The organism is Polynucleobacter sp. AP-Melu-500A-A1 (assembly GCF_018882125.1).
Lineage (GTDB): Bacteria > Pseudomonadota > Gammaproteobacteria > Burkholderiales > Burkholderiaceae > Polynucleobacter.
In genome coordinates this window covers 459,193-480,107 of record NZ_JACVOZ010000002.1, presented here as the reverse complement: position 1 = coordinate 480,107, position 20,915 = coordinate 459,193, and the positions used below count along the sequence as shown (strand labels likewise).

The 20,915-nt window shown below is 44.6% G+C and carries 24 protein-coding genes; 11 read left to right on the top strand and 13 right to left on the bottom strand.

The genetic code is table 11. The features are described 5' to 3' along the window. Positions 1–264: a hypothetical protein gene (locus ICN38_RS05820; RefSeq protein ID WP_216256075.1), complete on the top strand. Its 264-nt coding sequence runs from the start codon at positions 1–3 to the stop codon at positions 262–264. A gap of 27 nt (positions 265–291) precedes the next feature. On the opposite strand, the gene ICN38_RS05815 is transcribed toward ICN38_RS05820, so the two are convergent. Next, positions 292–1,125: a hypothetical protein gene (locus tag ICN38_RS05815; RefSeq protein WP_216256074.1), complete on the bottom strand. Its 834-nt coding sequence runs from the start codon at positions 1,123–1,125 to the stop codon at positions 292–294. A 217-nt stretch (positions 1,126–1,342) separates the two neighbouring features. On the opposite strand from ICN38_RS05815, the gene ICN38_RS05810 reads away from it, so the two are divergent. Further along, entirely contained in the window at positions 1,343–1,558 is a 216-nt protein-coding gene (locus ICN38_RS05810; RefSeq protein ID WP_216256071.1) for a YdcH family protein, read from the top strand. Between the two features lie 41 nt (positions 1,559–1,599). Here the strand turns inward: ICN38_RS05810 and ICN38_RS05805 are convergent, their stop codons facing one another. The 3 genes from ICN38_RS05805 to ICN38_RS05795 are packed head-to-tail and all read right to left on the bottom strand — an operon-like array spanning position 1,600 to position 2,454. Further along, complete coding sequence (locus tag ICN38_RS05805) at positions 1,600–1,950, bottom strand: phage holin family protein (RefSeq protein ID WP_216256272.1); 351 nt, start codon at positions 1,948–1,950, stop codon at positions 1,600–1,602. Positions 1,951–2,005: 55 nt separating this feature from the next. Then, complete coding sequence (locus ICN38_RS05800) at positions 2,006–2,209, bottom strand: SlyX family protein (protein WP_216256069.1); 204 nt, start codon at positions 2,207–2,209, stop codon at positions 2,006–2,008. Between the two features lie 23 nt (positions 2,210–2,232). After that, complete coding sequence (locus tag ICN38_RS05795; protein ID WP_216256068.1) at positions 2,233–2,454, bottom strand: hypothetical protein; 222 nt, start codon at positions 2,452–2,454, stop codon at positions 2,233–2,235. Positions 2,455–2,487: 33 nt separating this feature from the next. Here ICN38_RS05795 and ICN38_RS05790 point away from each other — a divergent pair, with 33 nt between their 5' ends. Continuing rightward, positions 2,488–3,486 (top strand): LLM class flavin-dependent oxidoreductase, encoded by a 999-nt coding sequence (locus ICN38_RS05790; RefSeq protein WP_216256066.1) that lies wholly within the window; start codon positions 2,488–2,490, stop codon positions 3,484–3,486. On the opposite strand, the gene ICN38_RS05785 is transcribed toward ICN38_RS05790, so the two are convergent. Continuing rightward, a complete protein-coding gene (locus tag ICN38_RS05785; protein ID WP_216256064.1) occupies positions 3,481–3,891 on the bottom strand; it encodes a putative toxin-antitoxin system toxin component, PIN family in 411 nt (136 codons plus the stop codon). The two genes, ICN38_RS05790 and ICN38_RS05785, sit on opposite strands and share 6 nt — an antisense overlap. Next, positions 3,888–4,439 carry a YaeQ family protein gene (locus tag ICN38_RS05780; RefSeq protein WP_216256061.1) on the bottom strand — a complete coding sequence of 184 codons (552 nt, stop codon included), beginning with the start codon at positions 4,437–4,439 and terminating at the stop codon, positions 3,888–3,890. Before ICN38_RS05780 ends, ICN38_RS05785 begins: the two co-directional genes overlap by 4 nt. Before the next feature lie 91 nt (positions 4,440–4,530). Between ICN38_RS05780 and ICN38_RS05775 the strand changes: the two genes are divergently transcribed. The 3 genes from ICN38_RS05775 to ICN38_RS05765 all read left to right on the top strand — a co-directional run bounded on the left by ICN38_RS05775 (position 4,531) and on the right by ICN38_RS05765 (position 9,243). Continuing rightward, on the top strand, positions 4,531–5,520 hold the full coding sequence (locus ICN38_RS05775) for a tripartite tricarboxylate transporter substrate binding protein (RefSeq protein ID WP_216256058.1): 990 nt from the start codon (positions 4,531–4,533) through the stop codon (positions 5,518–5,520). 9 nt (positions 5,521–5,529) lie between these two features. Continuing rightward, positions 5,530–7,143 (top strand): NAD(P)/FAD-dependent oxidoreductase, encoded by a 1,614-nt coding sequence (locus ICN38_RS05770; protein ID WP_216256056.1) that lies wholly within the window; start codon positions 5,530–5,532, stop codon positions 7,141–7,143. Positions 7,144–7,314: 171 nt separating this feature from the next. After that, positions 7,315–9,243, top strand: coding sequence for an ATP-binding cassette domain-containing protein (locus ICN38_RS05765; RefSeq protein ID WP_216256053.1), 1,929 nt, complete (start codon positions 7,315–7,317; stop codon positions 9,241–9,243). 7 nt (positions 9,244–9,250) lie between these two features. On the opposite strand, the gene ICN38_RS05760 is transcribed toward ICN38_RS05765, so the two are convergent. From ICN38_RS05760 to ICN38_RS05750, 3 genes are all read right to left on the bottom strand, one after another. Next, positions 9,251–9,562 carry a chaperone modulator CbpM gene (locus ICN38_RS05760; RefSeq protein ID WP_216256051.1) on the bottom strand — a complete coding sequence of 104 codons (312 nt, stop codon included), beginning with the start codon at positions 9,560–9,562 and terminating at the stop codon, positions 9,251–9,253. A gap of 5 nt (positions 9,563–9,567) precedes the next feature. Continuing rightward, positions 9,568–10,548 (bottom strand): DnaJ C-terminal domain-containing protein, encoded by a 981-nt coding sequence (locus ICN38_RS05755; protein ID WP_216256049.1) that lies wholly within the window; start codon positions 10,546–10,548, stop codon positions 9,568–9,570. Between the two features lie 70 nt (positions 10,549–10,618). Then, positions 10,619–12,166, bottom strand: coding sequence for a UxaA family hydrolase (locus ICN38_RS05750; protein ID WP_216256046.1), 1,548 nt, complete (start codon positions 12,164–12,166; stop codon positions 10,619–10,621). Positions 12,167–12,366: 200 nt separating this feature from the next. Between ICN38_RS05750 and ICN38_RS05745 the strand changes: the two genes are divergently transcribed. Next, positions 12,367–13,512: a mandelate racemase/muconate lactonizing enzyme family protein gene (locus tag ICN38_RS05745; protein ID WP_216256045.1), complete on the top strand. Its 1,146-nt coding sequence runs from the start codon at positions 12,367–12,369 to the stop codon at positions 13,510–13,512. On the opposite strand, the gene ICN38_RS05740 is transcribed toward ICN38_RS05745, so the two are convergent. After that, positions 13,499–14,437 carry a 3-hydroxyacyl-CoA dehydrogenase NAD-binding domain-containing protein gene (locus ICN38_RS05740; RefSeq protein WP_216256043.1) on the bottom strand — a complete coding sequence of 313 codons (939 nt, stop codon included), beginning with the start codon at positions 14,435–14,437 and terminating at the stop codon, positions 13,499–13,501. The two genes, ICN38_RS05745 and ICN38_RS05740, sit on opposite strands and share 14 nt — an antisense overlap. A gap of 150 nt (positions 14,438–14,587) precedes the next feature. On the opposite strand from ICN38_RS05740, the gene ICN38_RS05735 reads away from it, so the two are divergent. Genes ICN38_RS05735 through ICN38_RS05720 form a run of 4 tightly spaced genes read left to right on the top strand, consistent with a single transcriptional unit; the run spans position 14,588 to position 18,312 of the window. Then, the gene (locus ICN38_RS05735; RefSeq protein ID WP_255562728.1) at positions 14,588–15,520 is read left to right on the top strand and encodes an SMP-30/gluconolactonase/LRE family protein; all 933 of its coding nucleotides are present in this window, start codon (positions 14,588–14,590) and stop codon (positions 15,518–15,520) included. Between the two features lies 1 nt (position 15,521). Next, positions 15,522–16,256 carry a GntR family transcriptional regulator gene (locus ICN38_RS05730; RefSeq protein ID WP_216256041.1) on the top strand — a complete coding sequence of 245 codons (735 nt, stop codon included), beginning with the start codon at positions 15,522–15,524 and terminating at the stop codon, positions 16,254–16,256. A 6-nt stretch (positions 16,257–16,262) separates the two neighbouring features. Then, positions 16,263–17,321: an Ldh family oxidoreductase gene (locus tag ICN38_RS05725; protein ID WP_216256038.1), complete on the top strand. Its 1,059-nt coding sequence runs from the start codon at positions 16,263–16,265 to the stop codon at positions 17,319–17,321. Between the two features lie 19 nt (positions 17,322–17,340). After that, complete coding sequence (locus ICN38_RS05720; RefSeq protein ID WP_216256037.1) at positions 17,341–18,312, top strand: tripartite tricarboxylate transporter substrate binding protein; 972 nt, start codon at positions 17,341–17,343, stop codon at positions 18,310–18,312. 24 nt (positions 18,313–18,336) lie between these two features. Here the strand turns inward: ICN38_RS05720 and ICN38_RS05715 are convergent, their stop codons facing one another. From ICN38_RS05715 to ICN38_RS05705, 3 genes are all read right to left on the bottom strand, one after another. After that, on the bottom strand, positions 18,337–19,038 hold the full coding sequence (locus tag ICN38_RS05715) for a pirin family protein (protein WP_216256035.1): 702 nt from the start codon (positions 19,036–19,038) through the stop codon (positions 18,337–18,339). A 28-nt stretch (positions 19,039–19,066) separates the two neighbouring features. Beyond that, positions 19,067–19,525 (bottom strand): phosphate-starvation-inducible protein PsiE, encoded by a 459-nt coding sequence (locus ICN38_RS05710; RefSeq protein WP_216256032.1) that lies wholly within the window; start codon positions 19,523–19,525, stop codon positions 19,067–19,069. A 104-nt stretch (positions 19,526–19,629) separates the two neighbouring features. After that, positions 19,630–20,904, bottom strand: a complete 1,275-nt coding sequence (locus ICN38_RS05705) for an NAD(P)/FAD-dependent oxidoreductase (RefSeq protein WP_216256030.1) — start codon at positions 20,902–20,904, stop codon at positions 19,630–19,632. Positions 20,905–20,915 lie beyond the last annotated feature (11 nt).

Below are 20,915 nucleotides of genomic sequence, written 5' to 3'. Positions count from 1 at the left end.
ATGAGAAAAATACATTACGGTATTTTAGGCTGTGCAGTAGGCTTGTTATTTGCCTGTGCAACCCCGGAGAGCGATTTTAGGGTGTATAAACAGTCCGATGGCTCTATCGGGGTGCATGCCCCTAAATCGGCTATGGACTCAGAAGCGCAGGAATTAGCCGAGGCTGAATGCAAGAAGTTAGGAAAGCGGACTGCTACATTGATTGAGAACCGCAAGACTTTCAATGACCGCTTTCCTTTGTCTTATACCTACAGCTGTAGGTAAGACAATGTTACTGAGTTACTGAGTCAGTTAACTCAGTAACCACTTCTTGATAGATTTATTGACACACATTGCATCTAAAGCTAGGCCAAAGAACTCGGAACCGTTTGTGACCATGCTTTCGATTGCCTCAACCTTGCCAGACTTAATACCACGCAAATAGCTTGCAACACGATAGCGTAAGAAATGCTCAGTATTGCCTTCTTCATTCTCAGTAGTACATAGCTCTAAGCTGCCATAACGTGTTTCAGGGTTGATATTGAGAATTGCTAGGCCTAAGGCACCGATCAAGTTTTCTGGAACTGGAATAGGTACGTAAGAGTAAAGGGATACCATCATCTCATCCTCATCTACTTCAATGATGTGATCAATATCCAATACATCTTTTTCGGTAAGTTCAGTTTCACCTGAATCGCCGCCACCAAAAGTAGATTCAAACTGCAACATCGCAGTGTTACTACCTTTAGAGATTTCAATCATGTCAGGATAGCCGAGTAAGCCTTTCCACCAATACATGAGAGTGAAAGTGCATGGTTTTACTTCTACCAAACCTTTTTTAGTTGATTTTGCGAAGTACAGACCATAGAACTCATCATCTTGTTCGAGTCCGTATTGATCTACCTTTGGTGTTTTAGCAGAAGATTTTTTGACTACCTTCTTACTCACTTTTTTAGCTACTGGCTTTTTTGAAGCAACTTTCTTGGGCGCTACTTTTTTAGCTGCTAGTTTCTTCACTACTTTTTTAACTGTCTTTTTAGCTGCTACTTTCTTAGGCGCAACTTTCTTGACAGCTTTTTTTGCAGGGGCTTTTTTTACCACCTTAGTAGCTACTTTCTTTTTTGCTGGAGACTTCTTTGTAGCCATGGTTTATTACCCTTCTTTTTCATTTAGTAGTGCTTAATGCACCTATCGATATTACTGCAATTTCTATAAAGAAATCCTCATTTTCATATGGGGTTTGTCCTGCTTAATGCAAGGGGCATGGCAAATTAAATATCTTCTAAAAGCCATTGTTCTCTGGAACTTGCCTTGCTAAACTAAAAACGTGCTGTTTCGATTCACTTGAACGAAAAGAGTAACCATGTTTCCTGAATATCGCGAACTTATTACCCAACTGAAAACTTCAGATCGTCATTTTTCTCATTTATTCGATAAGCACAATAATCTAGATCAAAAGATTTTACGAATGGAGGCGCATGCTGAGGCTAGCACTCCCGAGCAAATAGAGACTCTCAAGAAAGAAAAGCTTCTCTTGAAAGATCAAATCTATGCTGTTTTAAAAAAGGCTAGCACCTAGGGAGTTAAATATTCTGTAAGAGCTAGCCTTACTGATTTGTCTTAGGAAATCAAGTTAATGATGAAGAGGCTAAATAAAGAAATAAAGATACTGGCAAAGAGCGCAGTCCAGAAGCTGGAAATCGTAAAGCCACTCACCAGGGCGGAGACTAGCATCAATACCAAAGCATTAATGACCAAGAGGAATAGCCCCATGGTGACTACGGTAAGCGGCAAGGTAAAGAGAATAAGCAATGGCTTGACAATGGCATTTGCAAAGCCAAGCAGTAGTGCTGCGATGATGAGCGAGCCACCATCAGCAAATCGTAGACCACTAAAAATATAGCTAGCAACCCACAGCGATAAAGAAGTTAAGCCCCACTGAACAATAAAAGGTGTTAAGTTGCCCATGATTTAGTCCTTTAGGTGAAGTGAAAATCGGTTTCTATAAATGTATCTTATCAGTCGTTCAGTAGTGCGGGGGGATTTCATCTTTTAAACTGCCCGCACCACCACTGCCAGCTTGCTCCTTGATAGCTTTAAGCTCTCGGTATAAAAACTCAATTTGTTGCTGCTGTTTGTAGATCGTCTCATTGAGTTTTTCAATCAAATCCTCAGTAAAGCTCAATTTAATCTCTAAATTGGTGATTCGGTCTTCAGTGGGATTGCTCATTCCATATTCCTATTATTGATGGATTATTGCTCGATGAGCTCAAAACGCCCATCTTCCATTTCAGCCTGTGGGCGTATCCAAAAGTCATGTGATTGCAAGGACTCATAGACATAAGCGGGCTCTAGAGTAGCTTCAATATTGGCTAGCATGACCACTTTATAGAATCCACCAGTCTTGATGTGCTTTAGTTTGGTGCCGGGTTTAAACAGCCCTGCATCAGGGTCTGCCATTTTGGGTTTACTCATGATAAAAAATGACTTTCTCAGTATGATCGAGAGATGGTCAATCCCATCCCGTACTCCATTCTAGATATATCTCCGATTCCACAAGGATTTACTGCGGGTGATGCCCTTCGTAATTCCTTGGATGTGGCTCAGCATGCCGAGAAGTGGGGTTATACGCGCTACTGGGTGGCTGAGCACCACAATATGACGGGCAATGCCAGCTCAGCTACAGCGGTCTTAATAGGGTATCTGGCTGGCGGCACTAAAACGATCCGTGTGGGCTCTGGTGGCGTTATGTTGCCCAACCATGCGCCACTCGTCATAGCCGAGCAGTTTGGCACTCTGGCTTCCATCTATCCTGGAAGAATTGAATTAGGTTTGGGACGTGCGCCTGGGACTGATCAAACGACTGCTCGAGCCTTGCGCCGAGATTTATTGGGAAGTGATGATCGCTTTCCGCAAGACGTTCGAGAGTTGCAACATTATTTTGGGCCCATTCAAGAGGGGCAGGCAGTTAAGGCTATTCCTGGCGCCAATACTGAGGTGCCAATTTGGATTCTCGGTTCTAGCTTGTATGGAGCTCAACTAGCGGCACATTTTGGTTTGCCTTATGCATTTGCATCCCACTTTGCTCCGGAGCAATTATTAGAGGCAATGAAAATCTATCGTGAACTCTTTAAGCCTTCGGATAAGTTAGATAAGCCGTATTCTGCATTTTTAATGAATGTGGTTGCTGCCGATACAGATGAAGAAGCGCAATATCTATTTACGACCTTGCAACAAAATGTCGTTCGCATGCGGCGGAATACTCGGGGACAACTTCCACCTCCAATTACAGACCTGAATGATTTTTGTGCACCTCATGAACAAGCTGCTGCTGCACATACTTTGCAGGTCTCGGCTGTAGGGTCTCTAGAAACCGTGAGAAAGACGATGCGTCATTGGTTGGATTTGACTGGTGCAAGTGAATTGGTGATGACCGGACAGATCTTTGATCATCAAGCTCGCCTCAAATCTTTTGAAATCGCTGCACAAGCTGCTCAAGGCCTATAGGCTAGTGTAGTCGGAGGTAATTAGTACGCCTTCATTTGCTGCAAGATTTGCCAATTTAAGGACTTCATTATCCTTGCTCAGTAAGATGCATGGCTTACATGTATAGGCGAGATCCAAGAAGATTTGATCATCATTGTCGCGACAGTGCCAAGGTGCGGCAATGATTTTATTCTCATCGATCATATGCGCTAGTGTTTGCCACTCTTGCACTATTTTTTCTTGAGCACTTTGATCCAAGGAAAATAGTGGGCGTGAGATGACCTCTGTAAATTCCGCTAGCGTTTGCTGGCTGGCAAGAGCATCTAATTGCCGCTCTATTAAAGCCTGCTTGATATGAAGTACTCTAAAATCATTGAAGACAAATAGATCTAGCAAGACATTGGTATCAAAGATGACCGTCTTCATTGTGTTTGATGATTGCGCCAGATCTCTGGGGTAATTGTGACTTGGCCTTGATCAGAAGAAACATAGGCCTCACCATCTTGAATATTCACATGCAATACCATGCTGCGCTCAACTAACTTATAAAGCTCATGTGCTTGTTCGGCTGGTATGGAGATGACTTGCAGATTTTTTGCTCTGGTCAGCTTATTAGCAATGCCATCCCACCAGATTTTGCTAGTGTGACCACCGTAGCAATAAACAATGACCTGATCTGATCTACCGCAAGCCTTCAAAATGCGACGCTCATCAGGCTGACCTATCTCTACCCACAATTTGATGGAATCAGTCAGATCCTTGATCCATAAATCGGGCTCATCGGTATCACTTAATCCCTTGGTAAAGACCAGATCTTCATGGGCTTGCAGGGCAAAAGCGATGATTCTGACCATCATCCGCTCCTCGGTTTCTGAGGGGTGCTTGGCGATTGTGAGGGAGTGACTGCCATAGTAGTGACGGTCTGAGTCGGCGAGGTGAAGGTCAGCCTTGTGGATAGTTGCGCGTAGAGCCATGGCGCATTATCGCCTTTTACCGAAAATACAGAGGGATTTGCCATATACCCAGTATCATTTTAGGAATCTGATCAACGTTCTGGAGTAATCAATGAAGCCCTTTTTGATGAAGAAAATACGGTTTACTACCAGCCTTTTTGGTGGTCTTTTGTTAGTTTGCTTTTTCCAATTTGCAGCTGCCGCAGCTCCATGGCCAACGAAACCGATCAAGATCATCGTGCCGTTTTCTCCGGGAAGTGTTCAAGATGCCTTAGCGCGCTCATTTTCAAATGAATTGGGAGTCGCTCTTGGAGAGACAGTATTGGTCGAAAATAAAGCGGGGGCAGGTGGCACGGTGGGTACTGGCATTGTGGCTAAGTCACCTGCTGATGGCTATACCTTTGTAATGGCGGCAGCTAGCCACAATATCAATGGCACTTTGTTTCCAAAGTTAAGCTTTGACCCACAAAAGGATTTCACAGCAGCAGCCTATATTGGAACTAGTAGTTACATCATGATGACCAATGCTGAGTTTCCAGCAAAGAACGTTGCTGAGTTCATTGTTCTAGCAAAAGCGAAACCGGGTCAATATAACTATGCTAGCGCTGGAAATGGTAGTGCCTCCCATTTAGCGATGGCTTACTTTGATAGCATGGCTGGAATAGATTTAGTCCATATACCTACCAAGGGAACTGGTGATGCGATAACCGAACTCTTAGCTGGTCGTGCGCAAGCAGTGATTGCTGCCAATGTGGCTGCATTACCGTTTGCTAATGATTCTCGTATTCGCTTCTTAGGGGTTTCTTCTGAGAAGCCTTCGCCATTTGTTCCTGGCGTTCCACCGATTGGTAATACGCTGAAGGGTTATGCATTTGATAGCTGGTTTGGATTGCTAGCGCCAGTTGGCACACCCAAAGAAGTCATTAATAAAGTTTCAGCAGAAATGACTAAGCTTTTAAAGCAGCCTGACATTATTGAGCGCATGCGTCGCCAAGGAATCGAAATTGGTAATTTAAGCCCAACGGAATTTAATCAGTTGTTAGCTAAAGATTTTGATCGCATGGCAAATGTCGTCAAGAGCTCGGGCGCTAAGGCTGATTAACCCTTCCACATGATTCGCATTACTGAACTACGTTTACCCATTAGCCATTCACCTGAAGCAATTGAGGAGGCGATTCTTAAACGTTTAGATATATCTGCAAAAGATCTGATTACGTTTGATATCTTTAAGCGTAGCTATGATGCTAGAAAAAATGTCACTCTTTCTTTTATCTACACCATAGATTGTTCAGTGAAAGACGAAGATGTCACACTGAAAAAGTTTGCTAATGATGTGCATATCAAGCTTTCCCCAGATACGAGTTACCACTTTGTAGCAAAAGCGCCGGAATCATTGCTCAATGGCAAGATATTGCGTCCAGTGGTGATTGGATTTGGCCCATGTGGAATCTTTGCGGCCTTGGTCCTGGCGCAAATGGGCTTTAAGCCAATTGTTTTGGAGCGTGGCAAGCCAGTGCGTGAGCGCACGCAAGATACTTGGGGTTTATGGCGCAAAAATATCCTCAACCCAGAATCGAATGTGCAGTTTGGTGAGGGTGGGGCAGGTACATTCTCAGATGGCAAGCTCTATAGCCAAATTAAAGATCCTAAGTTTTATGGGCGCAAAGTCATTGCAGAATTTATCAAGGCTGGTGCGCCAGAAGAAATTCGTTATGTTGCCAAACCCCACATTGGCACCTTTCGTTTAGTCGGGGTAGTAGAAAAGATTCGCCAACAAATTATTGAATTAGGTGGAGAGATTCGTTTTTCTCAAAAAGTAATTGGCTTTGATATCGATAATGAGCAAATCACAGGAGTTATGATCGAGAATCAAGCAGATCTAGCGGCAAATCAGGTGATTCTAGCGCTTGGGCACAGTGCACGCGATACCTTTAAGGCCTTGCATGAGGCTGGTGTCTTCATGGAAGCTAAACCGTTCTCGGTAGGATTTCGGATTGAGCATCCTCAGTCATTAATTGATAGGGCGCGTTTAGGCCCCCACGCTGGAAATGAATTGATTGGAGCCGCAGATTACAAGTTAGTGCATCACGCCAAGAATGGTCGCTCGGTGTATAGCTTTTGTATGTGCCCTGGAGGTACTGTAGTTGCTGCTACATCAGAACCCAATCGTGTAGTTACCAATGGCATGAGCCAGTATTCTCGTAATGAGCGCAATGCAAATGCGGGCATCGTGGTGGGCATAACCCCAGAGGACTATCCTGGTGGCCCGCTGGCAGGTATCGAGTTCCAACGCGCTTTGGAATCCAAAGCTTATGAATTAGGTGGGAGAACGTATGAAGCACCTGGTCAATTAGTGGGAGATTTTTTAGAAGGCAAACCATCTACTCAATTTGGTAGTGTCATACCCTCTTATAAGCCAGGTGTGCATCTCACTGATTTGGCCCTTAGTTTGCCGGACTATGCGATTGAAGCGATACGAGAAGCTATTCCTGCTTTTGAGAAACAGATCAAAGGCTTTTCCATGAAAGACGCTGTCTTAACGGGAATTGAGACTCGAACATCTTCGCCATTGCGGATTACTCGTGGTCTAAACTTTCAGAGCCTCAATATCAAAGGTCTGTATCCAGCAGGAGAGGGCGCTGGTTATGCGGGAGGAATCTTGTCGGCAGGCGTCGATGGGATTAAGGTCGCAGAAGCGCTTGCGCTTGATTGCTGCTCAAAGTAATCATTGATCAGTCCTAACTCTTTTTGCCAAAGTAGATTTGCTACCACCCGTGTGGCCTTCAGAAATGATGAGATGGAGTGATAAGGGGCTGATTTGTAGATCTTCATCCCCTAGTCTTGCGGAAATCAAGGGAAATATCCCAGGTTTTTCCGAAGTGATGATAATGTCGGCATGGCTTTAATCGTACTTACTGATGCAAAACTGGCTTTTGGCCACGTTGACCTCCTCGCAAACACCGCTTTTTCCCTGGAAGCAGGCGAACGTGTTGGCTTAATTGGCCGTAATGGCACAGGTAAATCTTCTTTGTTGAAGATCTTGGCCGGCATAGAAAAAATGGATGATGGGCTTTTGCAATACCAGCAAGGCTTACGTATTGCCTATGTTCCACAGGAACCCATTTTTGATGCAGAAGAAACTGTCTTTGAAGCCGTCTCCAAAGGTGTTGCGCAAGCGAAGGCCTTACGTGAAGAGTATGAAGCCTTAAGCGTTGGCGAGTGGGATGATGCTTCCCATCATCGCTTAGATGAAGTGCAGTCTCAGCTTGAAGCCCTAAGTGGCTGGAACTGGGAGCAACGGGTATATGAAACACTCGATCGACTACATTTAGAGTCGGATGTCAAAATCAGTACGCTCTCCGGTGGAACAAAGAAACGAGTTGCCTTAGCGCGGGCGCTAGTAGAGATGCCTGATGTTCTTTTATTGGATGAGCCCACCAACCATCTGGATTTAGATTCTATTGCTTGGTTAGAAGATCTTTTAAAAGAGTATCAAGGCTCTGTCATTTTGGTTACTCATGATCGCGCTTTCTTAGATAACGTTTGCACACAGATTGTTGAATTGGATCGCGGTATCTTGCGCTCATACCCAGGAAACTTCTCAGCTTATGAAGTGCTCAAGGACCAAGAGCTCAATTCTGAGTCTTTAGCAAATGCGAGAGCAGATAAATTATTGGCACAGGAAGAGGTTTGGATACGCAAAGGGGTTGAAGCGCGCCGTACCCGCAGCGTTGCCCGTATAGCTCGCTTGGAAAACTTGCGTACCAGTCGCGCTCAGCGCAGAGATGCTATAGGTCAAGTGAAGTTGGCAGTATCGGCGGGGGATCGTAGCGGCAAGATTGTTGCTGACTTGCAAGAAGTATCCAAGTCTTACGATCGACCGATTGTGAAGGATTTCACGGCTACCATTTTGCGTGGCGATAAGGTTGGTTTATTGGGACCAAACGGCGCTGGTAAAACAACTTTACTAAAACTTATTCTGGGAACTATTGCACCGGATTCTGGTACCGCAACCATGGGGACGCGCATTGAAGTCGCTTACTTTGATCAAATGCGTGAAGGCCTAGATCTCAATGCCTCGCTAGAGGATTACATTAGCCCGGGCAGTGAGTGGATTGAAATTAACGGTAATAAAAAACACGTGAAGAGTTATTTGAGTGATTTTTTATTTGCACCTGAGCGTACCAATTCTCCTGTAAGTACTTTGTCTGGAGGTGAGCGCAATCGCTTATTGTTGGCACGTTTGTTTGCCAGACCTGCAAATGTGCTGGTTTTGGATGAGCCAACCAATGACTTAGATATTGATACTTTGGATTTGTTGGAGCAACTATTGCAGGATTACAAAGGAACTGTATTTCTAGTAAGTCACGATCGATACTTCCTAGATAACGTCGTCACCAGCATCATTGCTCATGAGGGTGAAGGACTCTGGCGTGAATACGAGGGTGGCTATGAGGATTGGAAAATCCAAAAAGCCCGCTCAGACAAAATTCGGGCAGCAAACTCAAACGCAAAATTACAAAGTGCTACCCCTCCAAAGGCGGAGATCAAAGCTGAGACCAAAGTAGAAGCTAAGCCAATAGCAAAGAGTGGGGTGCAAAAGCTCAACGGTAAGGAGCGCCAAGAGCTCGAAGTCTTGCCAGGCCAAATCGAAGTGCTAGAGACTGAGCAGGCTGATATTGGGATTGCGATGAGTAATCCAGACTTATATAAAAATGAACCCGAACTGGCTGCCAGCATGCAAGCTCGCTTGACAGAAATTACTGGTCAGCTTGATCAAATGCTACAGCGCTGGGAGCAACTATTGAGCCGCTCCGAGGCTTAAAGAATTCTTAGCTTCTGATTTGGATGCGTGCGCGCAGTTGTGCGATTTCATCCAGGAGATCTAAAGCGAGCGCTACTCCTGGTGTATTTAATTCCAAATCATGTGTGAGGTGAGCGGCAGTCTTGGCTCTGCGCAGTGACTCTCCGCTAAAGCGCCAATCTTGCGGAGAGGATCCTGTTGGACTTAAGACACCTTCAGATACCCAAGACATGATGAGATCTTGTGGGGTGCGGGAAGCATGTGAGAGCTCCACAATAGTCATGTGCACTTCATTTTCTACGACGCTACCTTCAATCCAGGTGATATTGGTTTGAGTCATTTTCATCATCCCTTCAAGTGAGTTCTGGGGTTGAAATCAAAAGCCTTTGAAAAATTTTGATAAGCCTCTTTATGGGCATCTGTATCTGCTGGCGGTAAAGCAATCGTAGGTACCACATAGAGATCACCCGGTTCGGCACTGGGAATACCTTTACCTTTAAGACGCATCTTGCGACCTGCAACTGTCGCTGCAGGGATCTTGAGTTCTAGTGTTGAGCCGGCAGGGGTAGGGACATTGACTGTAGTGCCTAAAGCCGCTTCCCATGGCGCAAGCGGAATATCGATATAGATATCTTTGCCATCGATTCGATAGATAGGGTTTGGATGGAAATCAATTTCTAAATAGAGATCACCCGCACCACCTTCACCCATGCCAGGGCCGCCTTGTCCAGACAGGCGTAAGTTTTGACCAGCTTTAATTCCTTTTGGAATACTGACATCCAATTTACGCTCTTGAGTACTGACATGACCTTGCGCATCCCTGCTGGGCATGTGTAAAGCAATAGTGCGTTTTGCGCCGTTGTAAGCATCAGCAAGATCAATCAATATTTTGGCATGATGATCTTGACCTTTAAAGTTCATTCCCTGGCGTGCATTACCTGAACGAGCACCTTGACGCTGCCTGCCTCTGCCAAAAAGCGATTCAAAGAATTCACTTTGATCACCTTCGAAGCCGCCGCCATAACCAGCACTAGCTCCGCCATAACCATCATCCGCGTATTCAAAACCTTCGTTCCAATTAGGAGGAGGGGTGAAGTCCTGACCATTTTTCCAGTTTGATCCAAAGCGATCGTAAGCGGCACGTTTCTCAGTGTCTTTCAGAACAGCGTAAGCCTCTCCAATCGCCTTGAACTGTTCTTCAGCTCCAGCCTCTTTGTTCACATCGGGGTGAAACTTGCGTGCCAACTTACGGTACGCTGATTTGATCTCAGCCTCGGTAGCAGATCGAGCCACCCCCAATGTTTCGTAGTAATCCTTAAATTTCATAAGCCTTATAAATTTCGATGAAGTCTTGTTCGGTCTTGATAGAACCTCAAATATCAATTCTAACGTTCAATTAGCTCATTACCCCGATTTGCCATGGAACAAATTCATAGTCACCAAGGCCCAATAGTTCACTTTTAGAGGCCTCTCCTGAGGCAGTCCGCAGGAATAACTCAAAAATACGCTGTCCCATCTCCTGTACCGAAACAGTGCCATCTAGGATTTCCCCGCAATTGATGTCCATATCTTCGGTTAAGCGCTGATACATTGGGGTATTGGTAGCCAGTTTGATACAGGGTGCCGGCTTAGATCCAAACATAGAGCCACGACCAGTCGTAAAGGCAACAAGGTTAGCACCACCAGCAATTTGGCCAGTTGCTGAAACTGGATCAAATCCAGGGGTATCCATGAAAACAAATCCCTTGGTGGTGACTGGCTCTGCATACTTATAGACTTCCATGAGCGGACCAGTTCCACCTTTCATGGAGGAGCCTAAAGATTTCTCAAAAATATTGGCTAAACCACCAATTTGATTTCCAGGGCTCACTTGCCCATTGATTTGAACGTCTCTACCAACAGAGTATTCATCTTTCCACCAGCGAATTCGCTTAATTAACTTTTCACCAATTGCTTGGCTGGCCGCTCTGCGGGTCAAGGTGTGCTCAACACCATAGATCTCTGGGGTTTCAGAAAGAATTCCAGTGCCGCCATGTCGAGACAAAATATCAACTGCTGCACCTAATGCTGGGTTAGCGGTGATAGATGAAAAGCCATCCGAGCCGCCACATTGCAAGCCTACAGTTAAATGACTAGCGGACACCGTTTCTCGTTTTGCTTTATTGGCTTCTGGTAATAGAGCCTTCACTGCTTCAATACCCGCTTCAATGGTTTTACGCGTACCGCCAGTTTCTTGCATGATGAAGGTATGCAAGTTATGACCTTCTTTCAGATCTTCTTGATCCATTAAACCTTTGAGTTGATTGCGTTCACAACCCAAACCCACAATTAATGCCGCCGCTAGGTTAGGGTGACGTGCATAGCCCGCCATGGTGCGGCGTAATAGCTGCATGGGTTCACCACTCATTTCCATGCCGCAACCGATATCGTGACTAAATGCTACAACCCCATCTACATTGGGAAAGTCTTTGAGGCGCTCGGGGGTAAACCAGTCAGCAATCTTGTTTACAACCGTTGCTGAACAATTGACTGTCGATAAGATCCCAATGAAATTGCGTGTACCGACTTTACCGTTTGCGCGTACATAACCCCGAAAAGTAGCCCGCTCTGATTCAGGAAGCATTTGAGTAGGTTTGTATTCACTGGCATAGGCATAGTCGCGATCAAATTCACGAAACTCCGTGTTATGGCTATGAACCATCGTGCCTGGTTCGATATCGACATTGGCAAACCCAACAGTGACGTTGTACTTGAGAATCGGGTCGCCCTTTAGGATTTTCTTAGCAGCAATTTTGTAACCTGCCGGAACTTGACTGCGGCTCGTGAAACTTTCACTGGGGACCTCAGTGCCAATAGCGATATCAACACGTGCCACCACAATATTGTCATTGGGGTGAAGGCGAATGATGGAGCCTGCCAATTTTTTTCCAGAAGTTTCAATCATGTCATTCTTTCAGTAAGGTAATTTTTTCAGATGTTATAAATTATTAAACAATAGCTGCTATTGCTTGGATAGGATTTGATGTAGTCTTCATATTGTGCGGACGGGAGATCATGCCAAAATAAGCATTCTCATGTAAGGTTCTCCATAATTGTTTTGTACGTTAATTTTAAGTTTATTCATTAAAGCATTGATCCATACAAATGAAAATTACCAGCGCCACCATTTATCCCCTATCTATCCCACTGATTGAGCCCATGAAGATGTCGCGGGAGATGGTTGTTGATGCCAAAACAGTACTTTTATGTTTAAGCGATGAAGAGGGTAGGACAGGCTGGGGCGAAGCCTCAGTTGCGCCACTGATGACCGGAGAAACCTTGGCTAGCCTAGTAGGGAGCATCCAGTATTTAGTGGAACAGGCAAAGTCTTGGGATTGGGTTGAGCCAAAAGAATTTGCACGCGATTTTGCAAAAATTTTATATGGCAATGCTTCGGCAAAATCTTGCTTTGAAATGGCTTTACTGGATTTGTTTACCCAAAAACAATCTCTGCCTTTATGGCGATACCTTCGCCAGACAAATAATTTGCCCGATATCGAGAATTCAACTCCCATTCCACTGCTGCGAATGCTGGGGGGCTCATTCGATAAAGAGTTAGCCGATGCTAAGTCATTTCGTAGCCTTGGATTTCGACATTGGAAGATCAAAATCGGCTCCCTCTCATTGAAGGAGGATTTGCAACGGGTAGAGATTCTTTCTAATTTGCTGGAAGGCGATGTTGTCTCTGTTGATGCGAATGGCGCCATGAGTTTGTCAGATGCGATCCAATTTTGCGAGTCGAAGGAGGCAAGTAAATTAGCCTTTGCCGAGCAATTGATTGCTGCCGATCTGTCTATTGAAGATTTTGTACTGCTCAAGAAAAGATCGCCCATTCCAATTGGCCTGGACGAGTCGATCCATGGTGAGCCTGAAATTGAAGAGTTCATCAAGGCGAAGGCCTTGGATGGGGCAAGTCTGAAGCTCATTAAAACTGGTGGTGTTCTACCGGCTTTTAAAGCTGCCCAAATATTATTGGATAAACATCTCCAAATGAATTTAGCGTGCAAAGTTGCAGAGACCTCCCTCTCTGGCGCAGCTACTGCGTCCATTGGTTTTGCGATAGGGAATGTACCTTGGGGATTTAGCATGTCAAATCAGTATCTGCAGTTTGATATTTGTGATCAGCCTTTAGTAGCCAAGCAAGGCCATTTGGACGCCTCTCAACTGTCCGCTAACGGAATTGGCGTCATACCCAATACAGATAGGGTTAAAAGCGCCATTGCTAAAGGCCACACTGTTATTCAATGTTGAGAACATCAAATGCTGCTTTTAATCTTCTAGAATAAGAGTCTGAAACCTGAGCGATTTCTTCAGGTGTCCATTTTCTGAAACCTTCGCCTGCCTTCATCCCCGTCTTTCCTTCACTCATGAGTTGCTCTACTTTGGCTGACAAGGTCGTGATGTTGGAAAGGGAGGGGTAGATTTCACGAGCAGCATTGGCCATGCCATCCCATCCAGAAATTTCTTTTTGCGTCATGGGCCCAACTGCGGCATAGCGAAAGCCAAAACTGTATCTCACCGCATCGTCAATATCAGCCGGAGTGGCGATGCCTTCTTGCACCAAAGATAGCGCCTCTCTCATCAGGGCATGCTGTATACGATTAGCCAAGAAGCCAGGGATATCTTTTTTAACTAACACTGGTTTTTTGTCAATGCTTCGGTATAGCTCACAAGCTTGCTGTGCATATGCTAAATCCGATTTTTGCCCCATGACGATTTCAACTAAGGGCACTACTTCTGCCGGCATGAAATAGTGCGCGCCCATCATGCGATTTGCAGTCTTGAGGCCTTCAGCAATTTTGCTAATAGGAAAGCCTGAGCTGTTACTACCGATCGGAATATTGTCTGGCACCACTTGATCGAGATACTGAAAAACGTTTTGCTTAAGCTCTAAGTTTTCAGCAATGGTTTCAATCACCCATTGGCATTGATCCCAGTTAGACCAATCCTCTAAAACACTAGTGGATTGTTCCGCTTGAATAGCGGCAGAATCTTTTTGCGCATTCTTGCCCACCATACCAATTTTGTTAGCCAGCGCAATAGCCTTATCTAAGCAAGCATCAGCCTTGTCTTTAGATCTTCCCAAGATCACTACAGGAATGCTTTGGGCAATAAACCCCGCTGCAATTCCTGCGGCCATAATTCCGGTGCCAATAACGGCTATATTTTTGGTCATATTTGAACTTATATGGTTAAGTTATTTATTTTCAAAAGGCAAATAAATCATAAGCCTTTGCTATTTCCTGAAGATTATCATTAATCGTGGTTTAATACTTAAACAATATTAATAACTTATACGTATAACTTTATATAGGAGCATTAATCTATGACGATGACTAACCCTTTCCAGCCTGTTGAAAAAATTAAAGCTGAAGTCTTTATGTCCATGCCTGAGAAATTCAGGAAAAAATCACGCACTGGTTGGTCTGATCCCAACCGCCAAGGTCAGGAAGTAGAGTGCTTCCTAGAAGGACCCTCTTTTGACCGCGAAGGTAATTTGTGGTTTGTGGATATCCCTTTCGGTCGAATTTTTAGAATTACTCCCAAGGGTGACTGGGAGCTGGTCACTCAATATGATGGCTGGCCTAATGGCCTGAAATTTCATAAAGACGGTCGCGCATTTATTTGCGATTACAAAATGGGTTTGATTGCACTGGATCCAAAGACGGGAAAAATTGAAACTGTTTTAGGGTCAATGTATAGCGAGAACTTTAAAGGTCTCAATGATTTACATTTTGCTTCCAATGGCGATTTGTATTTCACCGATCAAGGTCAGACTGGTATCGCTGATCCATCAGGCCGCGTATTTAGATTACGCGCCAATGGACAGTTAGATCGCTTGGCATTAAATGTGCCTAGTCCTAACGGCATTACTTTAAATACTCAAGAAAAACATGTCTTTGTTGCTGCGACTCGCTCACAGCAAATCTGGAGATTGCCATTGATGGCTGATGGTTCTGTTTCTAAAACAGGTGTTGCAATTCAGTTAACCGGCGGTGTAGCAGGTCCTGATGGTATTGAGATGGATTCAGAGAATGGCTTGTTAGTTTGCCACTTGGGTATTGGTATTTGGCGCTTTGATAACAATATGTTGCCAACCCATTTGATCTATTCAGATAATCCACATCATCATCATTTGGCCAATATGTGTTTTGGTGGCCCAGATGGTAAAGATCTGTACATCACTGAATCCTTGTCAGGAGATATCTTAAAAGCACGTCTCCCGGTTGCTGGCAAGAAGATGTTCGGATTAAGCTAAGTTGACTGAGCGCCTACCGTTATATAAGTCTTTAGCGAATACACTCGAGGGTCGTATTTATAACGGTGATTGGCCCGTTGGGTCTGCCTTGCCTACCGAGGCAGACCTTTGCAAAAATTTTCAGGCAAGTCGACATACTCTGCGCCATGCTCTGCAAATTCTTGAAACGAGTGGACTTATATTTCGACGTCAAGGCGCTCCAACTCAAATTATTTCCAGACAGAAGCTCAGACGTTTTACGCAAAGCTTTAATTCACCAGTAGATATCTTGAGTTATCCGCGCGATACATATCGCGTCAACTTGGCAGAGGAGTTCATTGAGATTGATAAGGCGCGGGCAGAAATGATTGGGTGCCCAGCGGGCTCCTCCTGGTATCACATTGGGGGCATCCGTAAACGCCAAGAGACTGAAGAAATTATTTCATGGTCTGATATTTATATCTTGCCGCAATTTGCCTCATTGACTACCGACCCAGAACACTCTCAAGTGATGGTATTTGAGCAAATTGAAAAGCGGTATGGCGCCAGAATTGAGCGAGCAGAGCTAGATGTGTATGCCTTGGCAGCGCCACCTGATATTGCGGAACATTTAAAATTGAAGACTTCGGATCCCTGTTTGGTGATTATTCGACGGTATTTCGATAATCAAGATAAACTTTTTGAAGTAACAGTTACCTATCACCCTGAAAAAAAATATGTCTACAGCATGGAATTCAGGGCGAGTACGGAGATTTAAGAGTCCATGACAGCTACGAAATACCTATCTATTACGCAGGCTGAGCAATTTATTGCTAAGGCGCTTATAGCGCATGATGTTCCCTTAGCTGATGCCTTGATCGTTGCGCAACTGATGATTAAATCCGATTTGGTGGGCGCCGATGGACATGGATTATTTCGTTTGCCTGCTTATCTCAAAAGAATTCGTGCGGGGGGCATCAATCTCAAGCCTCATATTCGGATTGAGCGTGAGCAGGGTGCTACAGCATTAATTAATGGAGATAACGCTTTAGGTCATCTCGTGATGAATAAAGCAGTGGCAGTAGCAATTGAGAAAGTAAAAGAGCATAGTGTTTGCTGGGTAGGTAGTCATTACGGTAATCACTCGGGCGCTGCATCTGTTTATGTTCGTAAATTAGCAGAACAAGGTTTTATTGGAATTTACATGGCAGTAGGTAATGCAAATCATATGGCGCCCTGGGGTGGGATTGATTTGCTTTTATCGACCAATCCAATTGCCATTGCAGTTCCAGCCGGAGATCATCCGATGGTCTTGTTGGATATTGCCACCACGGTGGCAGCCTATGGCAAAGTGAAGCTAGCCGCTCAGAAGGGCGAATCAATTCCAAGCGATTGGATGATTGATCGACAGGGGCAGCCCATTACCGATCCCAAGAGATCAGCCGAGGGCTCTTTATTACCTATCGGTGGTTACAAGGGTTATGGACTAGCAGTGATGATTGGCTTGCTAGCGGGCGCATTAAATAATGCAGCAGTAGGTAAAGGTACTATTGACTTTAATGCGCATCATGATTTGATTACAAATACTGGGCAAACCATTATTGCAGTTGATCCAAGTGCATTCGGGGATAAACAAGAATTTATTAACAGGGTAATTACTTTAGTAGAAGACTTAAAAAGCTCATCAACATTACCTGGTATAAAAGAAATCCGTGTACCAGGTGAGGGTGCTGCAAAGATGATGGCTGCAAGAATGCAACAAGGGATTCCAATTACTCCTGAGTTATTGGAATCTTTAAATAATTGTGCCAAGGAGTGTGGGATAGCTTCTTTGAATATCTAAATTTTGTGGAGGAGACAGTATGTTAAAGAAAATAATAAAAAACATCGTATTAAGCGCAGTAGTGCTGCCTGTAGTGATTGGATCTGCTGTAGCTGCCTATCCAGATAAACCCATCAAGATGATGATTGGATACGCCCCTGGAAGCTCGACAGATATTGTTGGCAGAATGATTGCGAATGATCTCAGTCTTGCTTTAAAGCAACCCGTGATTGTTGAAAATCGTGGTGGAGCTGCCGGTAGTTTGGCTGCTGATGCAGTGGCTAAAAGTGCCCCTGATGGTTACACCATTCTGTTTGCGCAAAATGGACTTGCGATTAACGTAGCAGCAAATCCGAAACTGCCCTTCAATGGACAGAAGGATTTACTCCCTGTTGTTGGAGTAGCTGCAACCCCACATATATTGATAGTGGGCAATAATTCCAAAGCGAAGAATGTTGCCGATTTGATTGCTATGCTCAAAGCAGATCCTGGCAAGCTGAGCTTTGGTTCCTCTGGAATTGGCAATTCAGACCACATGGCTGGCGAATTATTTTTAGCCACCACTGGCATGCAAGCCATTCACATTCCATATAAGGGTGGTGCTCCCGCTGCCACTGACTTAGTTGGCGGTCAAATTGATTTTTACTTTGCTGGTATGCCAGTAGGCCTTCCTTTGTATAAAGGGGATAAGGCCCATGCATTGGCAGTCACCAGCAAGACTCGCTTTAGTGGAGCGCCTGAATTGCCGACAGTTCAAGAGGCAGGTGTTAAGGGTTATGAAATGGCTTTGTGGCAGGGTGTCTTTGTCCCAGCAGGTACGCCAACAGCCATCGTACAAACACTGAACAATACCGTTCTCAAAATTCTTGAGACGCCTGAAATGAAAGATCGCTTTGTGAAAGCGGGCGTACAAATTGCCCCAATGAATACTCAGCAATTTACTGATTTATATAACTCTGATATTGCCCGCTGGAAAGTGGTTATTGAAAAAGCCAAAATTAAACTAGACTAATTCGGCAAATTTTCTAGTAACTCATTAAGCGCTGAGGTCAAATACTAAGACCTCAGCGTTTTTACCATTAGCAATGGTTAATTGCGTTTCATCCTGAATGAATAGCGCATCACCATCATTCAATGTTTGTCCATTCACATCTAGTGAACCCCGAATAAGATGAACATAGGCTTTGCGCTTTGGATCAAGAGCTAATTCAGCTTTTTGATCACCATCAAATAATCCAGAATAGAGTTTTGCATCTGCATAAATCTTCACTGTGTTCTCTTGTTCGGCAGGAGAGGCAATGAGACAGAGTTTGCCTTGTTTATCAGTTACCGCAATCGTTTTTTGTTCATAGCTTGGCGCTACTTCTAAAGTATTAGGCTCTATCCAGATTTGTAAGAAATGGGTTGTTTGATCTTTGGCATGGTTGAACTCACTATGCATCACACCAGCACCTGCACTCATGCGTTGTACATCACCTGGTGGTATTCCTTTGATATTGCCTATGCTGTCTTCATGTGCTAACTCACCAGAAAGCACATAACTAATAATTTCCATATTTCGATGGCCATGCTTACCAAAGCCCATGCCTGCAGCAACGCGATCCTCGTTGATGACTCTGAGATTCCCCCAGCCCATAAACCGAGGGTCTTGATAGCCAGCAAAGGAGAATGAGTGAAAGCTTTTAAGCCAACCGTGGTCGGCATAGCCTCTATCTTGGGATTTTCTCAGTATTTGCATAATTTATGAATGAGAATCGGTGATCGATTTACTCACTCTGACCTGATTTACTGGGATATTTATAAGAGGCATAACGAACGACTGCATTTGCTAAAGCCAAAATGAGAATAGTGAGGCCCATTAATAAGATGGCCATATCAGCTTCATGCTTAGTGTTAACTAAATCAATAATGAGGCGCGTTACTGCTGTGATAGCAACATAGATCAGAAAGCGCACAGGCATATGGTTGGTCTTAAAGTAAATACCGACCATGGCACCAATCTCTAAATAGATAAACAGTAAGAGTAAATCTTCGATAGAGGCTGAGCCTTTACTCATCATTCCCATGAAAGCAACTGCAGCAGACCAAACAGTTGCGCCACCAATGGCGAACAATGCGATGCGATGAAACAAGGAAACAAATAGATTTCCAATCGGAACGGTCCAATTTTCAAGAGCCTTTTCAAGCTTAGACGCGTCCTTGGGTGTGGTAGGGGTCATAGTCATCACATCTCCTTCATTTCAGATAGTTACGCATCAGTATATTTCTGAAATAGTGGGTTGTAAGAAAAAGGGCCAAAAGGCCCCTTTTGGGATTGTGTCGCTATCCATTAAGCCAAACTATCAGCCCAGATATTGTGAGCCCATCCCCAGGCATATACACCTTCAAGGGTGGAAGGGGCAGGAGAAAGCCCACCTGAACCAGAAACTGTCTTGAAGGTTTTCTCTGCCGCGTTGTATTGATGAACGCTCGCCACATGAACCACTTCCTTGGTATTGACAAAGCTATAGCAGGTATTGGTCAGCACTGGGGCTGGATTTACTTCCCAGCCACTAAGCTCGGCAACGATTGCTGCGGCAGCTACTTTGGCATGTTGATTAGCCATGTGACCTGACTTTGGCATCGCTGGCGCAATCTGAATGGAGTCGCCAAGTACATGAATGTCTTTTTGCGCAGTAGACTCAAAGTTCAGAAAGTTCACATTAACCCAGCGTCCACTAGAGTTGGCTAATCCAGTTTTCACAGCGATCTCACCAGCGCTCATTGCAGGCAGAAGATTTAATACATCACCCTTGATGTCATCTTGAACTTCTAATTTAACAGTCTTGGTTTTAGCATCTACAGCAGTGACATTGTGTTTTGGTAGGTATTCAATAATCCCAGCGTATTGCTCCGCCCACACTTTCTTAAACAGTGCACCCTTCGAGGTGACATCTTGATTGGCATCCAAAACGATCACTTTAGATTTTGGTTTATTTTGCTTTAGGTAATTAGCAACCTGGCAAGCGCGCTCGTATGGTCCAGGAGGGCAGCGATAGGGTGCCTCAGGTACGCTGAGAATAAATGTTCCGCCATCACGCATAGCAGCTAACTGTTTATGAAGTGCTACAGTCTCTGCTCCAGCTTTCCAGGCCTGCAATGTAACGCCGGCTTTGTTAGCCTGTTCTAAACCCTCAATGCTATTCATCATCAGGGTAACGCCTGGCGAAACAACTGCTTTATCGTAACGCAAGGTTTTGCCAGAGGCAAGCTTCACTGTCTTCTTGTCTGCATCCATGCTCACAACACTATCTTGAATCATCTTGATACCATGACGTTTGCTCAGATTGTCATAGGAAGTAGTAATTTCTGAAATAGTGCGTGATCCCCCAACTACTAAGTTAGACATTGGGCAGGAAATGAAAGAGGCATTTGGCTCAATCAAGGTGACCTTAGCGGTGTTATTAGAAAACAGGCGCAGGTATTTGGCTGCTGTGGCACCACCGTATCCACCACCAATTACGAGTATCTCTGCTTTTTGTAGGTTGGCATGTGCCTGTCCAGAGAAGCCGGCTACTAAGCCGAGTGCCGCAGCGCTTTGACCAATAAAATGACGACGATCCATGATGGCTTCCT